Genomic DNA, 22,090 nt, shown 5'->3' with positions numbered 1-22,090 from the left:
ACAGGCCTCAAAACAGCTTGAGGCCGAAATTCGGCAATTTGGGCAGCTCTTCTTCCGCGATCCGCACCTTCTGTACGTAGTTCTGCATGAACTCCATCTGCTTGATGACCGCGGGGGATTGCACCAGCCGCGCCATCGCCTGGACCGCGGGGGATTCCATCGCCTTTCGGATCTGCTCGGCATGCTTGAGAAACTCCGCGGTCGTCGTCAGCGGGCTGACCGGGAGCGTGCCCGTCATCAACGCCCGCCGGGCCGGATCATCCAGCACCTTCTGCATCCGGGCGATCGCCTCAACCGATTTGGCGTGCCTGTCTACGATAGGCTGGATACCCGCCACGCTCGCCAGGACGTCGTATACGGTCCTGGGGGCGGGGCGCGGGGCCCGACGTTCACGGGCAAGATGAAGCTGGGTTGATACCTCGGCTTTCCATTTGCGCAGCCATCGGGCGATGATGGCGTCAGGTGAGGCGCCGCGCCATTTGCGGCCCCGCTGGACCTGGCGCATCGCCGCGGTCGCACGCGTGCCGGGTTTCGCGATGATGATCTCGGCAACCAGAGCGAGGGCGGCTGAATCTTCCTTGTAGTCAGTCCCGCGGGGACGACCCCGTGGCTTCGTTGTAGACATCGACAAATCTCCGAAATGAACGTGGAGGTAAGATGGAGTTTTGCCCGCCAGGCTTCAACCAACATGAATTCCACCGCGCCGGACAGGACCGACAATAAATCGATCCAGCGCGCAAACGACCAACAATAATTTGTTTCCGCGCCGATCCGACCGCCTTAAGGCCACGGTGCCGGCGGGACGACGCCTTGGCATCGCTAAGCCCGGAATCCGGCTTAGCGGAGCCACACACATGCCGCGAAACTAGACGGCAGGCGATACAGTTCAGCGGCTTGGATTTATTGTCGACGCATGCGCTCCGTGTTGCTCGGTTTGCCGTTGGCCTTGTTGACCAGCGGTGCTGTCGCGTAGGACTGGGGCAATATGGCCATCAGTTGACGCTGGGCAACAACACGAATCGTCTTTGCATTGGTGATCACGCGCGGCCGGGCGACATCGGTTGTCTTACCTGGACGCCGAGCCTCATCACGGCGGGCGATTTGACCGTCAGCGACAGCGTGATGGCAAACAAGTTTGTCGGCGACGGCAGCGGCCTCACCAACGTCGGCGCGGCGAGCACCGACCGCATCACCGGCGGTACGACGTCGATGCTGGCGATTTCTAGCACCGGCTATGTCTCGCTTACCCAGAGCGGCGTGAACACACCGGCTGGTTTGATCCCAGCTACGATCTCGTTATCCCAGCTACGATCTCGTCACTATCGGAGTCAGTTCGACCGGCTCGATTTCAAGTACCAACGGTTGGTTTACCGGCACTCTGCGCAGTACGGGCAATTTAACGGTCGGCGGCGGCATTTTCCTCCCGAGCAATTACATTTACTGGGGTAACAGTAACTACGCTTCCATTGGCACTACCTCCACGCCTGACTTACGCATCAACGTCTCTACTCCGAAGCCATGCGCATCGTCAGCAGCGGCTATGTCGGCATCGGCACGACCAATCCCAGCCGTACGTTCTCTGTGGCGGGACCAACGCCGTTGCCTCCTTCGGTCAAACGGTGTTCAGCGGCGGCCGCGCCTTGCTGGGGTACGCAGGCAATCGGCGGAGCTGGACGAGGCCGAAGCACCGGGTGATTGGCGACTAACGCCGAAGGGCACCATACATTTGCTCGTCCCGTTTCATCTTCGCCTGGTGTTTTTGCTCCGCAAGGGCTGCCACCGCGTCGGCCTCTACTTGTGATTTAAAACAGCGCTGGTCGTTGATTTGAACGCTTTCGATGTTCAGAGCTTTGGCGGCTTCCGCGACGATGGAGGACCAGGCCCCGTCCCAATAGGGGCCGACCTTGAGCCGGTTCTTCCGGCGTGTTGGAATCTTGAAAGTGAACGGCGCAAGGTAGTTTGCGGTTGATGCAGCGATGCGCCGCCGCGCTTCATCATCGGCGGGATCATCACCAAATAAGACACGTTTGGAATAGCTCATAGTGTTGTCGCCTCTTCGATGGTTCCAGCAGCCCGGCCAAGTTTTAACCGCGCATGACCGTATTCCAGTCGATTTCGTAGCCGGCTGCCTCCAGCTCCCTCGACAAGGTTTGCCGCCTGCCGCCGCCCCTGTCGAAAGATTCATCGACGACGCCTCGCCAGTCGGAAGGAATTTCAGGGTCGCCGACCTTCAGGGTGCAAACGCGCGGGCGTCCCAGCTTGCCTATGAAGTAACCCAGCAAGCTGCCCGCGCCCCGGCTGGCGGGCCGCCGGCTGCTCCGGGAGCGGGACGGGCAGCCGATCGACGATGCGGTCGTGCTGTGGCTTCCGGGGCCGGCCAGCGCGACCGGCGAGGACGTCGCCGAATTTCACGTCCATGGCGGCCGTGCCGTGCTGGCGACGCTGCTCGCCGCAATTTCTCCAGGAGCACATTCCGCCTCACGCGCGGTGCCGGCGTTCCGCCCTTCACGCAACCCTCATCATCTGGGGTCAGCAGGATCACCGCGAAACCTACATCGCTGTGGGCTTCCACTTTCTCGATGACGGTTCGGCCCTGGTTGGCCATTTCATGCAGGATGACCGCCTCGAATCCGATCTTCTCCAGAAACCTTGCAACGGCCTCGCGCACGCCTTCGTCGTGGCCATGCACGATGAACACCTTCCGCGCCGCAGTCACCGTGGATGGGGGAGGTGCGGCCGGCCCTGAATCCTGCGTATCGTCGTCAAGGTCCGCCAGGTCGGTCTCTAGCGCTCTGATGGCGCCCTGCAATATCTGGATGGAACGCTGCTTGCCTTCGGCAAAGTACTGGCGGGCCTCGTGCGCGTCTCTCGCGTCGTAATCGATCGACCCAGCCACGGCCAAAAGCGGGCTCCATGCGCATCGTGACAGGACCATTGTCCAGGCTGGCCGCATCTTCAAAATTCCTGTACCGCGGCGTGTTGTGGCCAAAGGCGGCTGCCAGCGCGTCCCGTATGCCTGCTTCGATGGTCATCACCTCAGGGATGTTGAAGCGCTTCTGCACTTGCTCCGGCTTGAACGCCTCAAGATCAGCGAGGCATTGCTTCAGTCGCTCGATGCGGCGGCGGACCTGCGCCGCGTTCAGAACGGGAGCCTGGGGCGGCGGGGTGGTCGGCCGGCGAGGGGACAAAGATGTGCTCCGCTTTGGTTGCAGTTGACGAACTATACCACAACGAAAAAGGGCGCTCGACCCGGTAGGGGAGCGCCCTTCGAATTCTGGGGGGACTCGAACCCCCGACCTTCCCTTTACTAGAGGGAGCTCTATCCAGCTGAGCTACAGACACAGCACCTAATATGGTGGGGCCATTCTCGGATCGCAAGTCTCCGGCTAGAGCCGCATGCCCGTTATTTTGGCTTTCCCGACAAACAAGGTTTCCATCCGAGGGTCGGCGCTGGCCTTACCCTGCCAGTACGCCTGAGCCCTCTCTCGTGTGACCTGGAGCGGCTCGCTCAGCATGACCATCTGTCGCGAGTCCGCCCGATGAATGACGCCTGTGCAGGTCAATTCGCATACGGCACCGTTGCCGCCAAGAAGCGGCAACCAGGTGCGGGCTTCCTCAACGGTTTCGCTCAAGTAGAGGCAGCGCTGGCGCGAAGGAGGACTGCCGCTGAAGTCTTCTACCCGGATTTGCTCCATCAATAGCTCACGAGCCAGCATCATATAATGCTGGCTCACATTCCACGCGATCTCCGCAAGAATTTGAGGAGCGGTCTGTAGAGTGCCGATCCTCACCTGGTGCAGCCACTCGACCGCATTGAGGTTATGCGGCCGGCCGGCCGCGCCGTCCGTGACCGGATACCCAGAATCGTTTCGTAGAACTTGAAGAATGGATTAGGTTCATTCCCAACGTCAATCATTTGCTCGAGCGTAAAGGCCTTCTTGTAGGGAGACGTGCCCGTCACCTGATACAGCTTGCGGTTCTCGACTGCTTCGACCACGTCTTCGCTCTCCACTGACGATTAGGTCTATAGGGGGCGGCTGTTGCACAAATCAAAATAAATGCAACATTGGTAGTCATCAGTCTGCGCAACGGCTTTGACCGTTGCATAAGTCTGTTGCAAATTTGGCAGTGTTGAAATACGGGTCTGCGCGCGTCTCTACCGCTGAGCAGGACCATGCTGCCCAAGTTGACGCCCTAAAGGCCGCAGGCGCCGTCAAGGTCTTCAGTGAAAAGATAGGCGGGGTGAGAACTGATCGGCCACAGCTTGCCCGCGCCATTGCCGCGCTGGACAGCGGCGATGTTCTGGCAGTGACCCACATCGACCGTCTGGCGCGCACAGCGCGCGACCTTCTCAACATTGTGCATGAGGTTGAGGCGAAGGGCGTGACTTTTGAGTCCCTTGCCGAACCATGGGCCAACACCAACACGCCGCAGGCGGCGGCGATGCTGACCATGCTCTCAGCGTTCGCCCAGCTCGACCGGGCATTAATCCTGGCACGGACCAAGGAGGGCAGGGAGAGGGCACGAGTTTTGGGCCGAAGCTTCGGGCTCAAGTTCAAACTCAGCAAGGAGCAGATCGAGCATGCGCGGGATCTGCAAGGCGAGGGGCGCGGACTGCGGGAGATCGGCGCGCTTCTAGGGTGCAGCGCATCGACCTTGTCGCGCGCCCTACAAAAAGAGAAGGAAGAAAAGGAAATCGCATGAGCGCCATTACCCTTACCCGCTTAGATGTTCGTCCGAATGAGCTGGACATCCATCCCACGTTGTTTGGCGAGTGCTCGCTCGTGCGAGAATGGGGCGCATTGGGCGCGGCGGCACAATGAGGATTGAAACCTATTCGTCCCGCGGCCAAGCCGACATAGCTATGATTTCAGAATTGGCGCAGAAGAACCGGTAGAACAGTCTGAATGGGAGCCAGCGGTTTCCACCCTCGACAGCCCGGAACCATCGCGTAGGCCTACGGACTGGTAACCTGAGCATTTTGCTCGAACGTGATTCCGGTTGGGCCAATGTGTAGCCGATAGCCGCTGTGTGCGGCCACCATCACCATCACCAGCAGTGCCACCAGGCCTGCGACGTGGTTTTTATTCAATCTGCGCGGATCGTTTGAATCGTTCGGGGTCATAGTGCAGCTCCGCTTTCCCGGACATCACTTCTGGAACCAGCCGCAATGCGGCGTCTATTACTTGCGAGCGGTTCATGCCCAGTCGGCTGCACACCTCATCCAGTTGCCTGAGGCGTTCGTCCGAAAGTCGAACTGAAATCACGCGCTTGGTCATGCCCAAAACATACGGGCAATTCCTAAATGAAAGCTTAAATACGTAATACGCCGTACATGGTTGGGACCCTGCCCTGCCGCCATCTGTTGCCTAGAGGACTCGGCCACAGCTTTTTGCCCGCTCTGGCCGCAGATCGGGTGGTCAGCAACGCTTTTTCGGCGCTATGGTGATTTGATGAGGTCGATCGCCAGCGTAGATTCAACGGATTGTTGGGCGTTAGAGCGGCATCTTAGGGCCGCGCCCCTCCTGAGGATTTAGTCGTGCGAGATCGAGACGTCAGGCAAGCTCTGCACCGAAAGGTGCTGAAGGAGCATCACGGCGATGTCGACACCTTGGTGCTCGACGAGCTGGGCTTGCGCCACGGCACCTGCAGGGTCGATATCGCTGTGGTCAACGGCTACCTGCATGGTTACGAGATTAAAAGCGATTTAGACACGCTTGAGCGGTTGCCGTCACAGGTTGCCACGTACGGGCTTGTGCTGGACCGTGCTACCCTGGTGGTCGGTGAACGCCACCTGGAGAAGGCCAAGCCACTGCTTCCGGTCTGGTGGGGCATCAAGGTGGTGACGGCGGGACCACGCGGCGGCATCAGCTTCGCGACCGCGCAGGCCTTTGCTCAGAATCCGATGATCGACCCGCTCGCCCTGGCCGAACTGCTCTGGCGACCTGAAGTCGTTGAAATTCTGCAGGAGCGCGGGGCGCCGCCAGCTTTGCTCAGAAAGCCGCGCGGCGTCCTCTACAAATACCTGGCCGAAACCGTCGATCTGCAGGAGCTGCGCCCGCTCATTCGGCAGCGACTGAAAGCGCGTGCGCGCTGGCGAGGTCATCGACCACCTTCGTCAGATGCCGATTCGTTGACACCCACACCCACGTTGACAAATTCCCCGTCGTAACCGTGCCTGCCGCGCAGTCCGCGATATAGGCGTCGCCGGCCGAAAACGCGCGACCGCTGAAATAGGGCAGCGTGACCAGGGTCGCACACATCTGCTGGTACTGGCCGAAGCCGTGGGTCCGCACCGGCGTCCCGCGCGCGACATGCCAGTGGTCGGTGATGGTGTAGCGCAGCTTCGCGAACGGCTTGATCATCCGCATATCGAGCTCGACCAAGTCGGGATGGGCGACGGCGTAGTCCCCGAAGGTCGGAATCCGCGTCTCGTGACCGAGAGTTGCGATGAAGGCGCGATAGGCCTGCCATTCATGGCGCGGCAGCAACTGGTACGGGGAGGCGATGTTCGCCACCGAGTTGGGATAGGCCGTGCCGGCGATGGTGACGGTGCGCCATTGGTTGAGCATCGGCACGCGGGCCATCAGCGTCTGCATGATCGTGACCATGATCGCGATCGGCACATAGGTCGGCGTGCCGAGGTCGATCACCAGGTCGCATTCCCCATAGCCGTCTGCCATCGAGCGCAGCATGTTCTCGATGTCGAACTGGAGGTTCATCCGGTCGAAGTCGGGGAGCGACAGCCGGAGGCAGACACCGCGCCGGTCCTGGCGTGCAACAGCAGCAACGGCGGCAAGGAATGCGGCGTCGTTGGCGAAGCTGACAACCGGGACCGCCGCGCAGCCTTCGGCGCGAGCGGTTTCGAAGAGAACCTCAACGCAGTGGCGCCCTCCGGCGCATCGGGTCGTTGCCGGCAGATGCTTCAGGTCAACAAAACAGGGCCGCGCCTGCCACTTGGATTTCAGGCGCTTGCCGAAGTCGCCCAGGTGGTCGTCGGCGCTCTCCTTGTTCCGCTGCGTCTCGAAGTCGAAGCCGACAGGGGGAATTTCGAGGAGAGGCGTAATGCGGTCCTTGGCCGGACCCGCTAGGCGGCTGAGCGCCTGATACTCTCCCATTTTCCACTTCAAAATTGGCACATAATGACGATGATTAAACACCGGAGGTCCCTTATTTAATGATAAAATAGAGCCTGTCACGCCTAACTACCAGGATATGTAGATTAATTTTGGCAGAACTGTCAATCTACCCGTCATTTTGTCGGGGAATTTTGGATTTAGTCAAAAATTATGCATAAGGGGCCAGCCGCCACCGATGCTGCTGGACGGCGGAATCCTTCTTGTTATCAGAGAGTTAACGAAAGAGGCCCGGCAGCGGATGCTCGACGGGGCCTCTCTAAAAAAGCTTGTCCCGAGGGATTTCGAGCCTATTGCGCATGATCGCGCGAAATCTATTTGGAAAGCGGCATTCTCAGGCTTGTCGCTGGCTATTGTCGGTGTGGCGGAGGAAGAGGTCCACACCATAAGGAACACCAGGCGGCTCTTGACCATGTTAATTTTCTCTGCCACAAATGAGGTCTCGAAAATTAACATGGAGATCTGATTTGGCCGCCGACCGCATCGTTGCTCAGGACTATGAGGTAGCGTCCCGCTTAGATCGGCTTGGCCTATCGGCCAGCGAAATGATCGCGATCGTCCAACAGGCAGTCGCTGCAAAGGCGAGCTTTGTCCTGAACCAGCCGCTGAACGCCGCCGGGCAGCTCTCCTACATCTATGGAACTGGCGCGCTGCGCGATACGTTGCGCCCGAAGGGATGGCAGATCGATCGGACGGGAAACATCGAGGCCACCTTCGACCCTAAGACGGGCGTCAAGATCGTATTCCAGAATGCCGATAGCGCCTGCGAAGATGATCGCGATCCGAAGGCGATTTCCGACAAGGGTCCGGCCGCCAGTAGGGCCGTCGACCTCGGTCAGGGCAATCTTTTCCCCGAGTATGAGGCCGAAAATCGCGAGAAGCGCCAGCGTGAGAATGCGGCACTTTGGTATCTGTTTGTTCATATTAACGGCGACGACGTGCGTGCTGAGCTTTCGTTCCCGAAGCGAGTCGAGGATGGTCAATTCAAAGGGTTCAACGAACGCATCTACATCATCAAGCCGGATGAATGGTCCAGCATGATGCCGAAGGTGGCCGACGACGATGAAGGTCCGGCGCAGGACTTTGAAATCAACGTCACGCGTAAGAGCTAACTGACTTCAATGTTTAATCCGCAGAGATTGAGCCTCGCCCGAAAACGGCGGCGGCTCAGCAGCAAAGGATTCGCTGAACTGATCGGCATGTCTCCGGTTACGGTCACTCGCCTGGAGAAGGCAAACAATGAGCCGGAGCCAGAGACCGTCGATCTGATCGCAAAGAAACTCGGCTTTCCGAGAGAGTTCTTCTTTGGTGGCGACGTAGATGATCTGGCCAAGGAGTCGGCGAGCTTCCGCAGTCTAACCTCCATGACGGCCCGCGAGCGGGATGCGGCGCTCGCATCGGGATCTCTGGCCTATTTGCTGTCGGACTATGTCTCGATTCGGTTCAATCTGCCTGAGCCTCAGCTTATCGACCTTTCGCATGAACGGGATCCGGCTGCCGCAGCCAGGACGCTCCGTCAAGTCTGGGCTCTCGGTGAGCAGCCGATCAGCAGCATGATCAAATTGCTGGAAGCTAAGGGGGTCCGGGTATTCTCGCTCGCTGAGAACACGAAAAACGTTGATGCCTTTTCTTGTTGGCGAAATGATATTCCATACGTTTTCCTGAACACGTTCAAATCCTCGGAGCGAAGCCGGCTGGATGCAGCCCATGAATTGGCCCACCTAGTGCTACACAAGCACGGCGGTCCTCGACAGGGGCGAGATGCCGAGATGGAGGCAAACAACTTTGCTTCGTCCTTCCTGATGCCGATGGCCGACGTTAAATCACGCCTTCCGTTCGTAAGCAGGCTTGACGAGCTTGTCGTTGGGAAGAAGCGTTGGGGAGTGTCAACATCAGCGCTTGCGTACCGCCTGCATAAACTCGGCATCTTGAGCGATTGGCAATATCGAACGTTCTGCATACAGATCAACCAGCGAGGCTACCGAACTACCGAGCCAAATGGCGTGCCTCGAGAAGAGTCGGTGATCTGGAAGAAGGTTTTCACCGAGCTTTGGAGCGATCGTATTTCGAAGCATCAGGTGGCTGCTGAACTATTTCTTCCGGCAGATGAGCTGGAGAATTTGGTCTTTGGCCTCACCGGGAATATTGCCCCACCTGAGCGAGCCAAGGGGCGGCCAAGCCTAAAGGCCATCTAGCCACTGATCGTTTTTGCGGATGGACGGGAGCAAAGGATGAGAGCGCGCGATCTATACGCTCAGCTGAAAGCTGCCATCGAGCGAGCTGAAGCCCAGAAACAATATGATCTGCCGATCGATTTTGCCGTAGCCAACGGCTTCTCAAAGAAAGAAACTAGCTCTGCTAGCGGCGGCTTAGCATTTGAGTGCTCTTACTTCGCGGATGATGGCGCAATCAGATTGGAATACCGCAGTTGGGATCCGTCTGGTCCGTTTCAAAACCTGCCTGACATCAATAGATACTTCCTCACACTGTACGAACCGAGCGATCGTTATGCGTTGGATTACCCGGACTAATGTCCTGAGCGCCGGACGGAAATGCCGGGTCGCGAGCTTTCACGGCCCACTCAACCCAGCATAGGTGAGATTTGAGCGCGCCAAAAAAAGATGACGTTGACATCCAGGGCGGTTGGCTTGTGAAAGTCAAAACGCCTCCGTCTTTAGAACGCATCTTCTATGTCTTTGAGCTGGATTGGGCTAAGGCCAAGCAGCTAGTCAAAGAGAAGGCTCCGGTTGACGATGGCGAGAGCATTGAGGCCATCGGCCCGGCAAATATTAACGCCATGACTGCGCTGAGGATGAGGCTGGGTGATGTGAAGCAATACATCTGACATCCTCTCGTTTTGTCTCAGGAACAGCTCTGCTTGTCCCAGCGCTGCCCGTAGGAAACAAACCCCCATCGGAGCGCGGGGCCATGCGCGAGCTACATCCGCTTCCACAAGTTTTCCGACACGGTCTCACCTCGGAGCATTATGCCGTCTAGGTAGGCTGGCGCGTCCAGCGCGCCGGATCGCGCCGTCGCAGGCTCCAAACGACCCGTCCTTGGGCCTGCTGAGTCCCAGGTTCGAGCCCTGGTGCACCCACCATATAAATCAAGACCTTAGCGAGAGAGGCCGTTTGAGAAGACCGGACCAAAACGGTTTTTCAAACGGTGTTTTTGCTTCGTTAAGAGTGGCAAACGCACTTCGGATCGACCGCGTGGCACTGGGACGCCATTTGTTTCGTCGATGACGAGCGTCAGTTGTTTGTTGCTGGAGGTGCGCGAAAACTCGATTGTCAGCGTTGGGAAATTGAGCGACCAGTCGCCGACGGTCTTCAGTTCATCGGGACGCCAGATTAGAGAGACCCAAGATAAAAATGTGAGAATTCATGGCTCAAAGTAAACCCTGCGCAAACGCGGCATGCATTTGTACCCGACTCAAGACTGATTTGTGTAGGGCTGCATATGCAAGTTTCTCGGGAGTGTCGTATCCCTTCCGGACTGAAGCGGCCAACGTCTCAATAAGGTGCATGTCGACATGCGGATGAGTATCTGCGGTTTCCAAATCCTTCATCACTTTGGAAACTAAGCCGAGCGTGAAGGACAGGCCGCGAGGAATGAGCGCCCCCAACAACTCACGTGCCCTGGGACAAATCCGCTGCTTTTCCGAGTCAGCGTCCGGGTTCCCTCCTAGCGCGATTTCTATCTCGCGGATGGTCCTGCCTGTGACCCAAGCCTTGAGCGCCGGTAAGAGCTTGACGAAATCTCCGCTCTTCAGGCCCTCTTTGGCGGGCTTTCCCAGCATCGCACATATATCGGACGTCACGTCGCCAAATAGAGCCTCACGGGCGTTCTGATCCTGATCAACCCAAGATAAAGTCCATTCAAGCCAGCCGATAATGGAAGTCGGAGCGGCATCGAGCTGATCGCGAAGCCGGTTGCGCAAATCCATCAACAGCTGGGCGGATAATCCGCTCTGCGTCGCAAGGACGGCGGTGGCACTGTCGAGTGCGCCTGGCATCGCTGCATTGATCGCTGTCTTGAACGCAGCAACCTTCTGAGTGAACACCTGTTCCGCACTGCGCTTATGCGCAAGGTAAGAACCGAATGACTTCGTGAGATCGAACAAGTGGGTAGGTTCTTCGGTCCCGCCTTCAACCTCCCGAAGGACCGCGAACCGATTCACGGTATATTGAACGTCCTGATCTGTGTGATCACCCTCCATTAGCCTGTCGAGAACGACTTCAAGTGGGTCTGACACGAGCACACAATGATCGTCCTCGGGAAGAATAGAGCGCAGTTTCTTCACGGTGGCGCTGGAAAGCGTGTTTGGCTTGTCGAAGTAGATAATGGGGTCTGGAATAAGGAGAACCAAGCCGTTTGCGAGATGGCCCGCGCGTCCGGCCCGCGCGGCTGCGTTCAGAAGTTCATGTGCTTTCAGGTCCTCGCGTCCGCTTGCGTCAGCCCGCTTGTCACCTGCAAGAATTGCAAGATGGGCTGGCAAGTTGAGGCCCTGTGCCAGAGTAGGAGTAGCCACAATAGCCTGCGCACCGTCGGAACGCCGGAACATGCCCTCACAAAGGTCCCTTTCAAGCCGAAGCATAGAAGAGTTGTGAGGCACGGCAGTTGCCGGACCTGATATCACGGCGTGCATCAAATCACCCAACTCGGCTTTGAGAGCGTCCCATCGGGCTTGCTCCAGCTCTGTAGGCTTAATCGACCTCGGAAGGGCCGCAGAAATCTGACTAGCGACGTTGAGCGCATCCGCTTTCTTGTTGACGAACACGATGCATTTCAGGCCGGATTTTGCAGCGGCGACAGTCAAGTGCGCCGCCACTGTGTTCACGTTGGGCGTCAGGCGTACACTCTGACCGAAAGGCGCGCCGGCCAACGGCACAGGTGAATTCAGCAGAGGCGTAGTGCGCGAGGACGCCTTGTTCCCGACAAGCCAGTTGTGCTGGAGCCCCCAAATTGCAAATGGCCTTGCAGCAAGAAGTTTTTGCGCTGAAGTGCGAAGGGTCTTCGCATTCGACTTGGCCCTTGCATTTCCTTTTTTTTGCGCCGCGGCGGCGGCGGACCTCGCTTGATTGAGTTCCGCATTGTCATAAATGACGACACCTCTTGCCTGACGGCTTGGCTTCCAGGGCAAATCGACTGCTACGCAGGGGCGGGCGGTCAAGGTGGCGACCCAGTCCGACATATCGTCGGCATTTCTTACCATCGCAGAAAGAAACAGAAGGTCGGCGTCAGGGGCGACGTGGTTGAAGCCAAGTACGCAAAGCATCGCGTCGAGAGCCCGCCGTATGCGACCCATCTCTGGACTAAGAAGATGACACTCATCAAACACCAGCAATCCGACGTCGTGGAACGACTCCGGCGCAAATGAGAGCATCGCCAGGCATCGCTCGGGCGTCATGACTTCAATGTCGCGAAGCTGCGCGCTGTCCAGCAGTAAGAGATCGAAGTCGTTCGAGACGACCGATCCCATAACGCCGACGGGAAACATTTGCTGAAGATCGTCGGTGAGCTGGTCGACGAGTGCGTGGGTAGGAGCAAGGAAAACGACCTTCTTGTCCCTCGCCAGAACGCCAGCAATCTTCAGAGACGAAACGGTGGTCTTTCCCGCACCCGTCGGCAGCACAACAACCGCGGACGTCCCGGTTTCATGAAATTGCTTCGCGATCGCCTCGCGATGGTTCGGCCACACGTAGGGGGCAGCTTCCGCGCGGCAGCGGAGCCATTTAGCCCATATCGATTGGTCGGCGCCCGAGGGCGGCGGTACGGCAAGCAACGAAGCCGTCACTAGACCGTCTGCCGTTGACAGCAGGAGTGACGCCAGGTGGTGTGGACCCGCGTATGTTAGGATGCTGTTGCTCTCAATACCCTCCAAAAACTCGTTTGCCTTGACCGCGGAGGCCTGGAGGACCACATTGAACGCAGCGGTCGCGCTCTCGTATCGGTCAGACGATGGAGCAGGAATATGATCAAGAATTTGAGCAGCCAGTAGCTCGATGCCTGTGGCCAGCGTCTCCAGCAATGACGCAAGAGCGCGAGTTTCGAGGTCGTCGTACTCCGGTTGGCGGCGCCAATCGATTGAGCGTGTAAGAATTGCGCCTAAGCGTCCACGCGCCAGGTCGGCGATGTGCTCCGACAAGATCCGCGCTTCGTACAGCTGATCCGGAATCTCGATCCGGATTGCGTTCGCTGCTTCGTTGGCGTCTGCGTATTGTTCAGCTGACAAAAACAAAAGTGCCGCTGCGAGCGCTGGATCGACGCGGTCTCGATCAATATTGGGTAACGGCGAAGCAATATCGACCAATTGGCGGCGGGCCAGTATTTGTTGCGCCGTGGCGGCAACGAAAGCTGCTGGACGGCGAACAGCAGTGTCTCGTGTCAACGAGGTTAGAAGCTCATACGTGTCGGCTAAGCGTTCAAGACTCCAAGCGGCGACAAGACGCGTAATTGTTGCGTCCTCACCTCGTATCCTTGCCGCTGCGAGATTTGCGTACTGAGCGGTCAAAAGCGCGGGAATGAATTCAGGATTGAGTCCCGGCATTGCCGGTGCAGACCTGAGCAGCGCAGCTGTTGTGGCATCAAACATCAGGCACCATCCAGGCTGGCCAAGTAGGTCAATGCTTCATTTGCGAGCGCGTCGAACCAGTTTCGCATCTTCGGCGGGACGACCAGCGTCGCGCCGATGCGTTGCTCGGCCTTGATATTTGCTATCCTGTTGTAGTCAGCGAAAAGCTTTCTACGCTCGGCTTCGCTATCAGTATCAACTGCGAACGAGGCCCGATAATGTCGCAACGACTGATCCGTTACCGCTGCTGCAAACTCTGTCGCCGTCACTTCATCCAGTCCGGCGGTCTGAATGAGGGCAACGGCAGTTGAAATGATTTCGGCGCTTCGCTCGTTGTTGTGACGCTTTTTGAATTCCGGCAGCACTTTGCCCAGGAATGTGCTACGGGGGTCATCGGTGCACTTGTCCTCAAAGATCGTGGTGCGGACGATGCCCGTTTTGCTCGCATTCAACTCGATCATCAGCCCATCCAGGCCCTGCGTCGTTGCGCTGACATGTGGTGCTTTCAGCAATCCAGCGGGATGCGTCTGGCGCGCGACGAGCCAGGAGATGGCTTCAAAGATCAGTCCGTCGCGCTGCACCCTCGGATAACCACCGCGTGGCGTCTTGGCGGGTTCCTCGACTGTGAGCTTTATTTTGGCTTCAGCACGAAGTTGGGCGGTGTTTATTTTTGGGCCGGCTGGCGACAGAGTTGCCAGAATGTGAGCCGCGTATGCCGCTTGGCCCATTGCCATCATGACGATCAAGCGAGCCAGCGTCGAAGAGTTAGTGGCCCGCCAGCGCACGCCTGTGCAGTCGCCGTCGATCGGCACTGTTTCGCAGTTCAGCATAGTTTTGCCGGCAGAGGCTGCCGCAGTGGGTTTCGTCGTGGCTGACATCAGTCGTCGGCGTGGCCGTCCTCAGTGGGTGGTCGGACGCACCGACGTTCCAGTTGGCTTATGCAAGCACCAGTAGCACGGTAGCCGAGCTGATCAAAATGCGATAATTGGTACCTTTTCGTACCCCACAGAAAGTTTGATTTTGCCCGGATCGTACTGGATCAAGATCAAGTGCAATCGCTTCAGAAGTCTCGACGAATGGGCGACATCCCTCACAAAATCTGCGGCGCGATCGGGCGGCACGGTGTGTGCTTGGCAGGCTCTGTCTCCAGCATCGTTGTTGGTCACGATGAGCGCGCCGGCCCTCGGCCGTCTGTGCGGGATCATCTTCGTGGATTCGGTGCTGGAGAATTGTTTCACCCCGCGCTCATCGACGAGAAACCGCTCGTGGGCGCGCCGCGGTTGAGCTAGGTCGAGCACTCGTCGAGGGCAAGCAGATTGTCATTCCAGACCCCATCTGCATGGGTCTGAATGAATTTGCGCCCCGACGGGCTTTTTCGCACGGCAACCCAAGCGGTCGAATTACCGCCTTGCGTATAGAACCTGTGCTGCTTGTTCTCGATAAAACGAACAACGTCTTCCACCTTCTCCCGCCATCTTCCTCCCTCGGGCGTGGGTCCACCGACATCCGTGATGTGCTCATGCCGACTCATACGGTTCGGCTTGTGAACACAATCAATGCGGTAACTGGCCATGGTCTTACTTTCCATTCAAGTTTTGGGGGAGCGAGGATCCTGCTCGTCCCGCGAACAAGAATCGCTACGGTCCAGAGCAAGTACGATTGCTTACCTTTGCGTGGGGGCTGCCAATGCGTCGAGCACTTCCGGGCGAATTATCATTCAGGTGACAGCAGTATCGAGACCGCGTGAAGGTCTTTGGTCTTCGTCATTTAAAGTCTTTTCCTACGGAGATCGGGGTCGACAATCTCGCAATGCTGATTTGTCCGACGGCCCGCGATCAGCTCGGGCGCGAACAGATAGTTGAAAGATCATTCAAAGTCGCTCCCGCCCTAGGCGGCACGCTGCATTCGTCGCGAATGTCTTCGGCCTGCCTGTTCGGATTTGAATCGCTAACACGTACATGGTGCATATTTTCGGCAAATTCGTCCCTGTTGCCGCCGCCAATCGTTATCGAATCGGGATACGCAACATTGATCCGAAGCTCGTGACATGCCGATCATGCCGAAGTTTGCCACGGCTGGTGCCAATGTCGCGACATCCGCCATGCTCTGCGATCGCCATGCTGAGGTGTTTCCAGCCGTCGAATTCATATTCATACCTCCCTCTCCGAGACCACGATTGCGAACCGAGCTCGAAAGTTTGACGAACAGATTGCTAGTTCGATCGATTGCTTTACTCGGGGAGAAACGGAGCGAATCATAGAAGTTGGCTTGCAGGGCCAGAACAACCACGGGTAAATGATGGTGGTCGGCTTGCTCACCGGTGAAAATCAAATGACCCAATCCCGCATTCTTGCCGTTTGCGCCGTGGCGCTAACAATTGTGTTTCTCTCTTCTCCAGCGAGAGCGCAGCAGGCTTAACCAGCGCAAGGTGACGGGCAGAACCCTGCGGTGCCGCAATCGACATCTGGCGAGCCGCGATCCGATCCTTCGATTCAAAAGCCAGCGCAGTCGACGGGCGCCGGCGCCCCTGCGAACGTTCAGACCACGCCGAGCGATCCTCAGAAGCAATGCGTGAAACCCGGAGAGTTCGCCATAGAACTTCGATCTGGTCGCAATCCGGTAGGCGCACCAATCGTGCTGGCCACAAACTTCTTGCCCACAAACCAGCGCGTTGACGTCGGCGTGCGCGCACCGTTCGTCGATGGCGTGCGTTATTTCGCGGGTATTGACTATGGCGACGAAACCTATCTTTTCAAGCGACAGGACGTCGTCACGCACCGCGCGACGGAATCGGACGCGCTGGTCAAGAAGCATCTGCTCGAGCCCGACCAGACCATCGTCGCATTGAACATGGGAGACGATCTGGCTTGGTTTTGGAGTAGGGTCGGTCTTTATCTTTACACCTGCGACAGCCCGGTCGGCGAGTCGCCTTGGCGCGTCTCGTCGGTAAGCGTTCGCCTCGGTCCGTATTGGTTCAGCATCGGCGCCGTTCTTACCGAGGTGCTGTTTCTCTACCTCTGGATAGCCTTCGCGCTCCGCAAGAAGGATCACACATTGGGATCCTTCTTGCGCGCGTTGAACCCCGCACAGGTCTCGGCGGGGCTCGACGGACGAGGAAGCCTGTCGACGTTCCAGACGCTGGCCTTCTCCCTGGCGGTTGCTGCTCTCATCTCGCTGCTGCTGCTTCAGACAGGAATGTTGGTCGATCTCTCCGGATCGATCTTGACGCTCCTGGGCATCAGCGGCATCGGCGCCACTATAGCCAAGGGCACTGATAGCCAACGTAACACGCTGTCGGCTGAAAACCGGGCATGGCTACTGCGACGCAATTGGCTTCCGATGGCCAAGACGATCGTCGACCCATCAAATGCGACCTGGCGGGACTTCTTCTCCACGGATGGGGTCTTCGATGTATACCGCTACCAAAGCTTCATTTTTGGCTTGGTCGTGATCGGAGGCTTGATTGCGGCAGGCGTGAATCAGCTTTCGACGTTCGTTGTTCGGGACACGATCCTGGGTATCGTTGGACTTAGCCAACTCGTCTACATCGGCGGCAAGCTGGTGACGCCGACCAATATTTCCGACCTCAATACGGCTATTTCCGGTCTCGCAGAAACTCAAGGCTGCCGCGGTGGCCGCCAAGCAGGGGCAGGTGACGAGTCTGGCAGAGGCGATTCCGCTCGTTGGCCAAAGCACCTACGATGCATACCGCCAGAAGGCCAGGGACGTCGCTGCCATCTTCACCGATGCGACCGGCATCGTCGTCCCGGATGCATCGCTCGAACCTCTCGTCATGTGATAAAGGAAGACCGAAATGGCCAAGAACATCCTGGTGTTCGCCGACGGCACGGGTAACGAAGGAGGTCTCCTGCCGGACGAAAGCGGCACGAATGTCTACAAACTTTATCGGGCAACGCGCACCGGACCTGAATCGAACATCGACCCGAACAAGCAGTTGGCGCTCTACATTCCCGGGATTGGGACGCCGATGCCCGGACACAACAACAGCTGGGACGGGATGAAAGAGACGGTTCAGCAGATGTTCGGATTTGGCATTACGAGGAAGATAATCGATTGTTACGTCGCAATCGTCGGCGTCTGGGAGCCGGAAGACCGTATCTACCTGTTCGGGTTCAGCCGCGGCGCCTACACCGCCAGGTGTCTCGCACACGTGCTCGAGTTGTGCGGTATTCCGACGAAGGAGCGGAATGGCCAGCCGATCAGTCTCGATCCGACCTCGTTGAGGAGAGTTGCCAAGGACGCGGTGTCCTCCATCTACTGGCTTGGAATGCCCAGGGCCAGCGCGGAGGTGGAAAAGAGAGCAGCCCAGTTTCGCGATGCCTACCGTTCACAGGTTGGGCGGTCGGCAGGGGCTTCCGCCTATTTCATCGGGATTTGGGACGCCGTCGCCGCGATCGGCTGGCAACGTTTCTTTCCCGACTGGGCTTATGATCGGCATTTCCCATCGGACATCCAATACGCGCGGCATCTGCAATCAATCGATGAAGGCCGAAAGGACTTCAAGCGGGTACCCTGGGGAGGCAGCGGTACCGTAAAGTGGCCGGATAGAGACGGCGAGCCGGAGCAATTCGATCAGATCTGGTTCGCCGGCAATCATGCCGATACCGGCGGAAGCTATCCCGAGAACGAGTCGCGCCTATCGGACATTACGCTCGCCTGGATGATGGAATTCATCACCGAGAAGATTCCGGAGGCAGGGCGCGTCATCGTCGACAAGGACCTGCTAAGACTATATCCGTCGGCCGACGGCATGATGCACGACGAATGTATGGTGGGTATGGGCGGCACGGCGTTCAAGTGGGCAAAGGTTCGGCAGGTGCCCGATACGGCGCAACTTCACTCCACCGTCTACGAGCGGCTGGCAATGAAATCGGTACGCAATTTCACCAGCTTCGGGCCCTACCGACCTGTCGCGTTGCAAAACCATCTCAAAGCGAAGAAATACTTCGGAGTCCCAGCCAGGGGAGGCGAAGACGCGATCGAATCCGGCCCCGCGGATAAGCTCAGCGCCCCGCCAAGTGGTGCTGTTTCGACCTGATTGGACTTATACCGTCTCCAATCAGAGGCTCGCTCTCTTTTCTTCCGAATGATTAAGTCGCTGCGCGATGACATCGGTCGTTGCCGACAACAGGTCTACTCGCGCAGGAGCGGAAGATTGAACGTGGTTTCGGCTATTCAGGCGATTTTCCGGAGTTCCTGCGCGCGCGGCGTCATCATATGGCTAGTCGCAAAGCCTAACGAAACCTGTCGAGAAAATCCCGAGTGGCCCCTTAAAGGGTACGCTCTTCATGTACTTGACGAGATATACGTCAGCCCCGCAACACAGAGTGTTTGCAATGCCTGAGCGGCTGGCTGCGCCGCAGTCGCCGCACTGTGCCGGCGTTCGCGATTCCTGTTCTGAAAATGCAGCCCCTTGCCTTGCCCTCGCCCGTTGGTTGCGGGAAGTTGACTGCTGTGAGATCGGCCTGAGAGTAAAATTTCGTGAATGGCGATCCCGGTTCAAGGTTTCAGCCCGGCGGGCTATCATCGGACGCACCCCATCGAGCGACCCGGTTCGGCCGATGAATTCGATCTGTCAGATAGAAAAGACCGAGGAGCGTGTTCGATAGCAGGTTCGCCAACGCGAACACGTACACGCACCAGAAAACCCGGAAGATGGTTGGGCGCCAATTCGGAGCCGCTTCAGATAACCAATATTTATCCGTGACGAGATAGACGTAACCAACGACGTAGAGCACTAGCGTCAGGAACGCCATGTAACCAAACAAGAAGGACAGAAAGCGACGACGGCTTAGATTCTCGAAATAGGTTTCCGTGTTGACCGTGTGTTCGAGCCGAACAGGCGGTTCGCCAGGCATGGGGTCATCCATCTCCTGCTTGCCGAAAGTCGCCACCGCGGCGAGCGCAGCGATGAAAAAGCCTGTCAGGACGCCCAGGAAGCTGCTCAGCTTGCCGATGATGTCCAGCGAGCCCAGAGCATCCTTCACGAATTCGGAAGAGATGATAGGCAAAGCGAAGATCGCCGCGAGAACAATCGGTAAGCCGAAGTCGAACTTCCACTTCTCGGGGTGAGCTATCCTCAGATACTGTAAAGGGACGAGGATCCGCCCCATGGTTTTCTATCCAACGAAGTCTTTGATCTTCGATATCAGCTCGTCGCTCATGATGTCGGAGATGTCCGGAAGCGCCTGGCGCAGTGTTACCTCAGCAGACTTGACGAACAAAGCTTCTCCAGCATCCACACCTGGCGGTGTCAACTTTAGCACTGTGAGCTTTGCTTGCTTGCGGCTCCCTCCATCGGACGCGCATCGCCTCATAGTCGTTTTTGCGCGCATACTCCTGCAGTTTTTCGATGAACTTCAGCGCTTCACCTTGTGGTAATCCCTTCCCAATCGATAGGCTCAGGTCGCGCCGCACGGATCTGATAAATTTGGATTCGTCGAAGCCCAGGTTCTTTTCACGGTAGTTGATCAACTCGACGTGCAGCAAACGGCCTTCCTTGATCGAGTCCTTCAAACGATCAGACGCGTGTCCGCTCAACTCCACCATAGGACGTGTCTTCAAAGGTTCCTTGGATCCCTCCCGCTCGAACGTGAGCTCCTGATCTTCAGAGATGACCTTGAACTCTGCTCGCAAGAATCCTTGGATCAGGGAGCGGCCAAAGCCAGACACATCCTCGTAGACCATACGATACAAATGACCACCTTTTTGGGTGGGCTTCAGCGAGATCACCGCATGGACGGAAAGGCCACCGGCTTCATCATCGGCACGCTTTGGGATTCTGACCTTTCCAGTCTTGAAATTCGTAAAGCCTGGATCCGCCTTGTCCCGATCGCCGAGGCAAAAAATAATAGCGCAATCGCCGGCGCGCCATTCGTGAGCTTAATCTCCCTCAGAGCCAAAAGTCTGATGACGCGCCGTTCGTTATCAATCACCTGAAAGCAAAGATCACTGGCCTGCCTCTTCTTCAGGTACGGAATGAACTCAGCCGAAGGAAGTGCCGGCGCATCGGATGGATGAGGCGCCATCGCCAGATCAAAAAACAGGATAGATCGCTCATTGCCCCGTAGCATTTTGCCCCCAGTTTTCGGTCCGGCGAACATCGCACACTGATCCACACAATCAACAGAAATGGTCAATCTACCATGAGTTGATCACTCGTTTGGAAAGGCGAGAGTCTTCACCTGCGCCAGTGCGTCATAGGCCGGCCATGGCTCTCGCTGGCCTTCTTGGGTTTCCAGCCGCGCAATTTTTAAAGTATGCCTTCTGGAATGTGGGGTGAAGAGTGCGAGCCAGGGGCGACGGCTCAACATGACGACATCGGTGGTCCCATAATTCGGGGCGGCTGCGCCGGCAGATCACACGTCAGCAATGGTCGAGAGGTTTGATTTGGAAGCGCTGGTCACACGCTTACGTAATAGGACTCTCCTCGGTCCCTGCGTGTAACGACCACGCAGGTTGTACCCCGCAGAAGAGGTTGAGCACTCGCTAGGTCGTTTGCTAAGCGTTCTGCCGCACGGAAGGCTTGCAGCTCGTTTTCGAATGCCAACCCGCCGGGGTCGTCGACATTCTGCTTGCCTTCCAGGTTAAAGTAAAAACGAGCCATTATTCGTTCGCTCGCTTCGTTGCCCCCAGGAGTAACGATAGTACTGGGCAATCAAGCAGAAGTTCCCTGATGCAGGGCCTCGTGTCGCCGAAAATCTGCGAGTGATTTGCTAAAAGCGAAGCGTTTTGGTGCGAGAGCTTTGGAACGATCGATCTCGCATGAATTGCTGCCGCCGATTTAAGGTCGCCACGTTGCAAGAAAGCTCAAAACTACCATACGCGCGTAAATATATCCGCGCCCTTCAACTTGCTAGGCTTGCCGTTCTTATCAACGTAGAACAGCGTCCATGATGTTGGCATTTGAGACCCGTTGAGTTTTCCAACCCATCGGGTGAAGGAATTGCACTGGGCAAAAGTAACAACAAAATACAAGCCGGTTGGACTAGCGACTCCCGATGCAGGATAAGGGATGCCCTGGCACGCAAATCCTTGAGCGTGGTTTGTGAAGGTCCCTTGTATTGCCCCGCTATTGGCGGACCAAACAAACAGTTCTGAACCCCGTTCATTCTTCCAGTATGAGGGAGCAGGAAGCCCCTGCGCCATGGCCTCGGCGGAAAGGAAGAAGAATTGAGCGACCAGCAAGAGTTCCAGAAATCTCTTCATATTGAAGCCCCCAAAAAGAGTCCGCTTAAAATTCGCAACTTAGATCCATGTACCTTGACACATCTCCAGATGGATCTCGCTGCTCTTATTTCGCGTTCGGCAATGAAATGCAGCGCATATGCGCGAAATCGCGCTGGATCGCGGCGGGTCT

The 22,090-nt window shown here is 57.4% G+C and carries 27 protein-coding genes, 1 tRNA gene and 2 pseudogenes; 13 read left to right on the top strand and 17 right to left on the bottom strand.

Translation table 11 applies throughout. The features are described from left to right. Positions 1-7 precede the first annotated feature (7 nt). A complete protein-coding gene (locus RAD04_RS09785; protein ID WP_461623594.1) occupies positions 8-505 on the bottom strand; it encodes a hypothetical protein in 498 nt (165 codons plus the stop codon). 66 nt (positions 506-571) lie between these two features. On the opposite strand from RAD04_RS09785, the gene RAD04_RS09780 reads away from it, so the two are divergent. Next, complete coding sequence (locus tag RAD04_RS09780; protein ID WP_461623672.1) at positions 572-754, top strand: hypothetical protein; 183 nt, start codon at positions 572-574, stop codon at positions 752-754. 242 nt (positions 755-996) lie between these two features. Further along, entirely contained in the window at positions 997-1,449 is a 453-nt protein-coding gene (locus RAD04_RS09775) for a hypothetical protein (RefSeq protein ID WP_461623593.1), read from the top strand. 253 nt (positions 1,450-1,702) lie between these two features. On the opposite strand, the gene RAD04_RS09770 is transcribed toward RAD04_RS09775, so the two are convergent. Both RAD04_RS09770 and RAD04_RS09765 read right to left on the bottom strand, forming a co-directional pair. Beyond that, entirely contained in the window at positions 1,703-2,041 is a 339-nt protein-coding gene (locus RAD04_RS09770; protein WP_461623592.1) for a hypothetical protein, read from the bottom strand. A 43-nt stretch (positions 2,042-2,084) separates the two neighbouring features. After that, a complete protein-coding gene (locus RAD04_RS09765) occupies positions 2,085-2,282 on the bottom strand; it encodes a TIR domain-containing protein (RefSeq protein ID WP_461623591.1) in 198 nt (65 codons plus the stop codon). 1 nt (position 2,283) lies between these two features. On the opposite strand from RAD04_RS09765, the pseudogene RAD04_RS09760 reads away from it, so the two are divergent. Continuing rightward, positions 2,284-2,484 (top strand): annotated as a pseudogene (locus tag RAD04_RS09760) (tRNA uridine-5-carboxymethylaminomethyl(34) synthesis GTPase MnmE); the annotation flags it as partial. A 34-nt stretch (positions 2,485-2,518) separates the two neighbouring features. Here RAD04_RS09760 and RAD04_RS09755 read toward each other — a convergent pair. The 3 genes and pseudogenes from RAD04_RS09755 to RAD04_RS09745 all read right to left on the bottom strand — a co-directional run. Beyond that, positions 2,519-2,935, bottom strand: a pseudogene (locus tag RAD04_RS09755) (TIR domain-containing protein); the annotation flags it as partial. 335 nt (positions 2,936-3,270) lie between these two features. Further along, a tRNA-Thr gene (locus tag RAD04_RS09750) sits at positions 3,271-3,342 on the bottom strand. Positions 3,343-3,386: 44 nt separating this feature from the next. Further along, positions 3,387-3,734: a DUF2441 domain-containing protein gene (locus tag RAD04_RS09745; protein ID WP_461623590.1), complete on the bottom strand. Its 348-nt coding sequence runs from the start codon at positions 3,732-3,734 to the stop codon at positions 3,387-3,389. Between the two features lie 367 nt (positions 3,735-4,101). Here RAD04_RS09745 and RAD04_RS09740 point away from each other — a divergent pair, with 367 nt between their 5' ends. Together RAD04_RS09740 and RAD04_RS09735 are read left to right on the top strand one after the other, a co-directional pair. Beyond that, positions 4,102-4,704: a recombinase family protein gene (locus tag RAD04_RS09740; RefSeq protein WP_461623589.1), complete on the top strand. Its 603-nt coding sequence runs from the start codon at positions 4,102-4,104 to the stop codon at positions 4,702-4,704. Next, the gene (locus RAD04_RS09735; RefSeq protein WP_461623588.1) at positions 4,701-4,823 is read left to right on the top strand and encodes a hypothetical protein; all 123 of its coding nucleotides are present in this window, start codon (positions 4,701-4,703) and stop codon (positions 4,821-4,823) included. The genes RAD04_RS09740 and RAD04_RS09735 overlap by 4 nt, the downstream gene beginning before the upstream one ends. Positions 4,824-5,084: 261 nt before the next feature. Here RAD04_RS09735 and RAD04_RS09730 read toward each other — a convergent pair whose 3' ends face one another. Continuing rightward, positions 5,085-5,279, bottom strand: coding sequence for a ribbon-helix-helix protein, CopG family (locus RAD04_RS09730; protein ID WP_461623587.1), 195 nt, complete (start codon positions 5,277-5,279; stop codon positions 5,085-5,087). 260 nt (positions 5,280-5,539) lie between these two features. Here RAD04_RS09730 and RAD04_RS09725 point away from each other — a divergent pair, with 260 nt between their 5' ends. Beyond that, complete coding sequence (locus RAD04_RS09725; protein ID WP_461623586.1) at positions 5,540-6,172, top strand: sce7726 family protein; 633 nt, start codon at positions 5,540-5,542, stop codon at positions 6,170-6,172. Here RAD04_RS09725 and RAD04_RS09720 read toward each other — a convergent pair. Continuing rightward, entirely contained in the window at positions 6,063-7,118 is a 1,056-nt protein-coding gene (locus RAD04_RS09720; RefSeq protein ID WP_461623585.1) for a beta family protein, read from the bottom strand. The two genes, RAD04_RS09725 and RAD04_RS09720, sit on opposite strands and share 110 nt — an antisense overlap. Before the next feature lie 196 nt (positions 7,119-7,314). Between RAD04_RS09720 and RAD04_RS09715 the strand changes: the two genes are divergently transcribed. The 5 genes from RAD04_RS09715 to RAD04_RS09695 all read left to right on the top strand — a co-directional run bounded on the left by RAD04_RS09715 (position 7,315) and on the right by RAD04_RS09695 (position 9,981). Then, positions 7,315-7,602 carry a hypothetical protein gene (locus RAD04_RS09715; RefSeq protein ID WP_461623584.1) on the top strand — a complete coding sequence of 96 codons (288 nt, stop codon included), beginning with the start codon at positions 7,315-7,317 and terminating at the stop codon, positions 7,600-7,602. A gap of 1 nt (position 7,603) precedes the next feature. After that, entirely contained in the window at positions 7,604-8,248 is a 645-nt protein-coding gene (locus tag RAD04_RS09710) for a hypothetical protein (RefSeq protein WP_461623583.1), read from the top strand. Positions 8,249-8,257: 9 nt separating this feature from the next. Beyond that, positions 8,258-9,331 (top strand): helix-turn-helix domain-containing protein, encoded by a 1,074-nt coding sequence (locus tag RAD04_RS09705; RefSeq protein ID WP_461623582.1) that lies wholly within the window; start codon positions 8,258-8,260, stop codon positions 9,329-9,331. A gap of 36 nt (positions 9,332-9,367) precedes the next feature. Then, positions 9,368-9,667 (top strand): hypothetical protein, encoded by a 300-nt coding sequence (locus RAD04_RS09700; RefSeq protein WP_461623581.1) that lies wholly within the window; start codon positions 9,368-9,370, stop codon positions 9,665-9,667. Between the two features lie 71 nt (positions 9,668-9,738). Then, positions 9,739-9,981: a hypothetical protein gene (locus RAD04_RS09695; RefSeq protein ID WP_461623580.1), complete on the top strand. Its 243-nt coding sequence runs from the start codon at positions 9,739-9,741 to the stop codon at positions 9,979-9,981. Positions 9,982-10,524: 543 nt separating this feature from the next. Here RAD04_RS09695 and RAD04_RS09690 read toward each other — a convergent pair. The 4 genes from RAD04_RS09690 to RAD04_RS09675 all read right to left on the bottom strand — a co-directional run bounded on the left by RAD04_RS09690 (position 10,525) and on the right by RAD04_RS09675 (position 15,283). Continuing rightward, positions 10,525-13,731, bottom strand: a complete 3,207-nt coding sequence (locus RAD04_RS09690; protein ID WP_461623579.1) for a DEAD/DEAH box helicase — start codon at positions 13,729-13,731, stop codon at positions 10,525-10,527. After that, complete coding sequence (locus tag RAD04_RS09685; protein ID WP_461623578.1) at positions 13,731-14,588, bottom strand: hypothetical protein; 858 nt, start codon at positions 14,586-14,588, stop codon at positions 13,731-13,733. Before RAD04_RS09685 ends, RAD04_RS09690 begins: the two co-directional genes overlap by 1 nt. A 93-nt stretch (positions 14,589-14,681) precedes the next feature. After that, positions 14,682-14,948, bottom strand: a complete 267-nt coding sequence (locus RAD04_RS09680) for a hypothetical protein (protein WP_461623577.1) — start codon at positions 14,946-14,948, stop codon at positions 14,682-14,684. A gap of 47 nt (positions 14,949-14,995) precedes the next feature. Continuing rightward, entirely contained in the window at positions 14,996-15,283 is a 288-nt protein-coding gene (locus tag RAD04_RS09675) for a DUF3892 domain-containing protein (RefSeq protein WP_461623576.1), read from the bottom strand. A gap of 1,061 nt (positions 15,284-16,344) precedes the next feature. Between RAD04_RS09675 and RAD04_RS09670 the strand changes: the two genes are divergently transcribed. Further along, on the top strand, positions 16,345-17,565 hold the full coding sequence (locus RAD04_RS09670) for a hypothetical protein (RefSeq protein WP_461623575.1): 1,221 nt from the start codon (positions 16,345-16,347) through the stop codon (positions 17,563-17,565). Further along, a complete protein-coding gene (locus RAD04_RS09665) occupies positions 17,525-18,769 on the top strand; it encodes a phospholipase effector Tle1 domain-containing protein (protein ID WP_461623574.1) in 1,245 nt (414 codons plus the stop codon). Before RAD04_RS09670 ends, RAD04_RS09665 begins: the two co-directional genes overlap by 41 nt. Positions 18,770-19,238: 469 nt before the next feature. Here the strand turns inward: RAD04_RS09665 and RAD04_RS09660 are convergent, their stop codons facing one another. The 5 genes from RAD04_RS09660 to RAD04_RS09640 all read right to left on the bottom strand — a co-directional run bounded on the left by RAD04_RS09660 (position 19,239) and on the right by RAD04_RS09640 (position 21,939). After that, positions 19,239-19,844, bottom strand: a complete 606-nt coding sequence (locus RAD04_RS09660) for a hypothetical protein (protein WP_461623573.1) — start codon at positions 19,842-19,844, stop codon at positions 19,239-19,241. Between the two features lie 91 nt (positions 19,845-19,935). Further along, positions 19,936-20,463, bottom strand: a complete 528-nt coding sequence (locus tag RAD04_RS09655) for a hypothetical protein (protein ID WP_461623572.1) — start codon at positions 20,461-20,463, stop codon at positions 19,936-19,938. Next, positions 20,460-20,834, bottom strand: coding sequence for a hypothetical protein (locus tag RAD04_RS09650; protein ID WP_461623571.1), 375 nt, complete (start codon positions 20,832-20,834; stop codon positions 20,460-20,462). The genes RAD04_RS09655 and RAD04_RS09650 overlap by 4 nt, the downstream gene beginning before the upstream one ends. Before the next feature lie 299 nt (positions 20,835-21,133). Further along, a complete protein-coding gene (locus tag RAD04_RS09645; protein WP_461623570.1) occupies positions 21,134-21,337 on the bottom strand; it encodes a DUF6894 family protein in 204 nt (67 codons plus the stop codon). A 209-nt stretch (positions 21,338-21,546) separates the two neighbouring features. Further along, on the bottom strand, positions 21,547-21,939 hold the full coding sequence (locus RAD04_RS09640) for an avidin/streptavidin family protein (RefSeq protein ID WP_461623569.1): 393 nt from the start codon (positions 21,937-21,939) through the stop codon (positions 21,547-21,549). Between the last annotated feature and the right edge of the window lie 151 nt (positions 21,940-22,090).

It is taken from the genome of Bradyrhizobium sp. 25ACV, assembly GCF_054863005.1.
The sequence above is the reverse complement of the archived record's forward strand: the minus strand, read 5'-3'. Positions and strand labels throughout refer to the sequence as shown.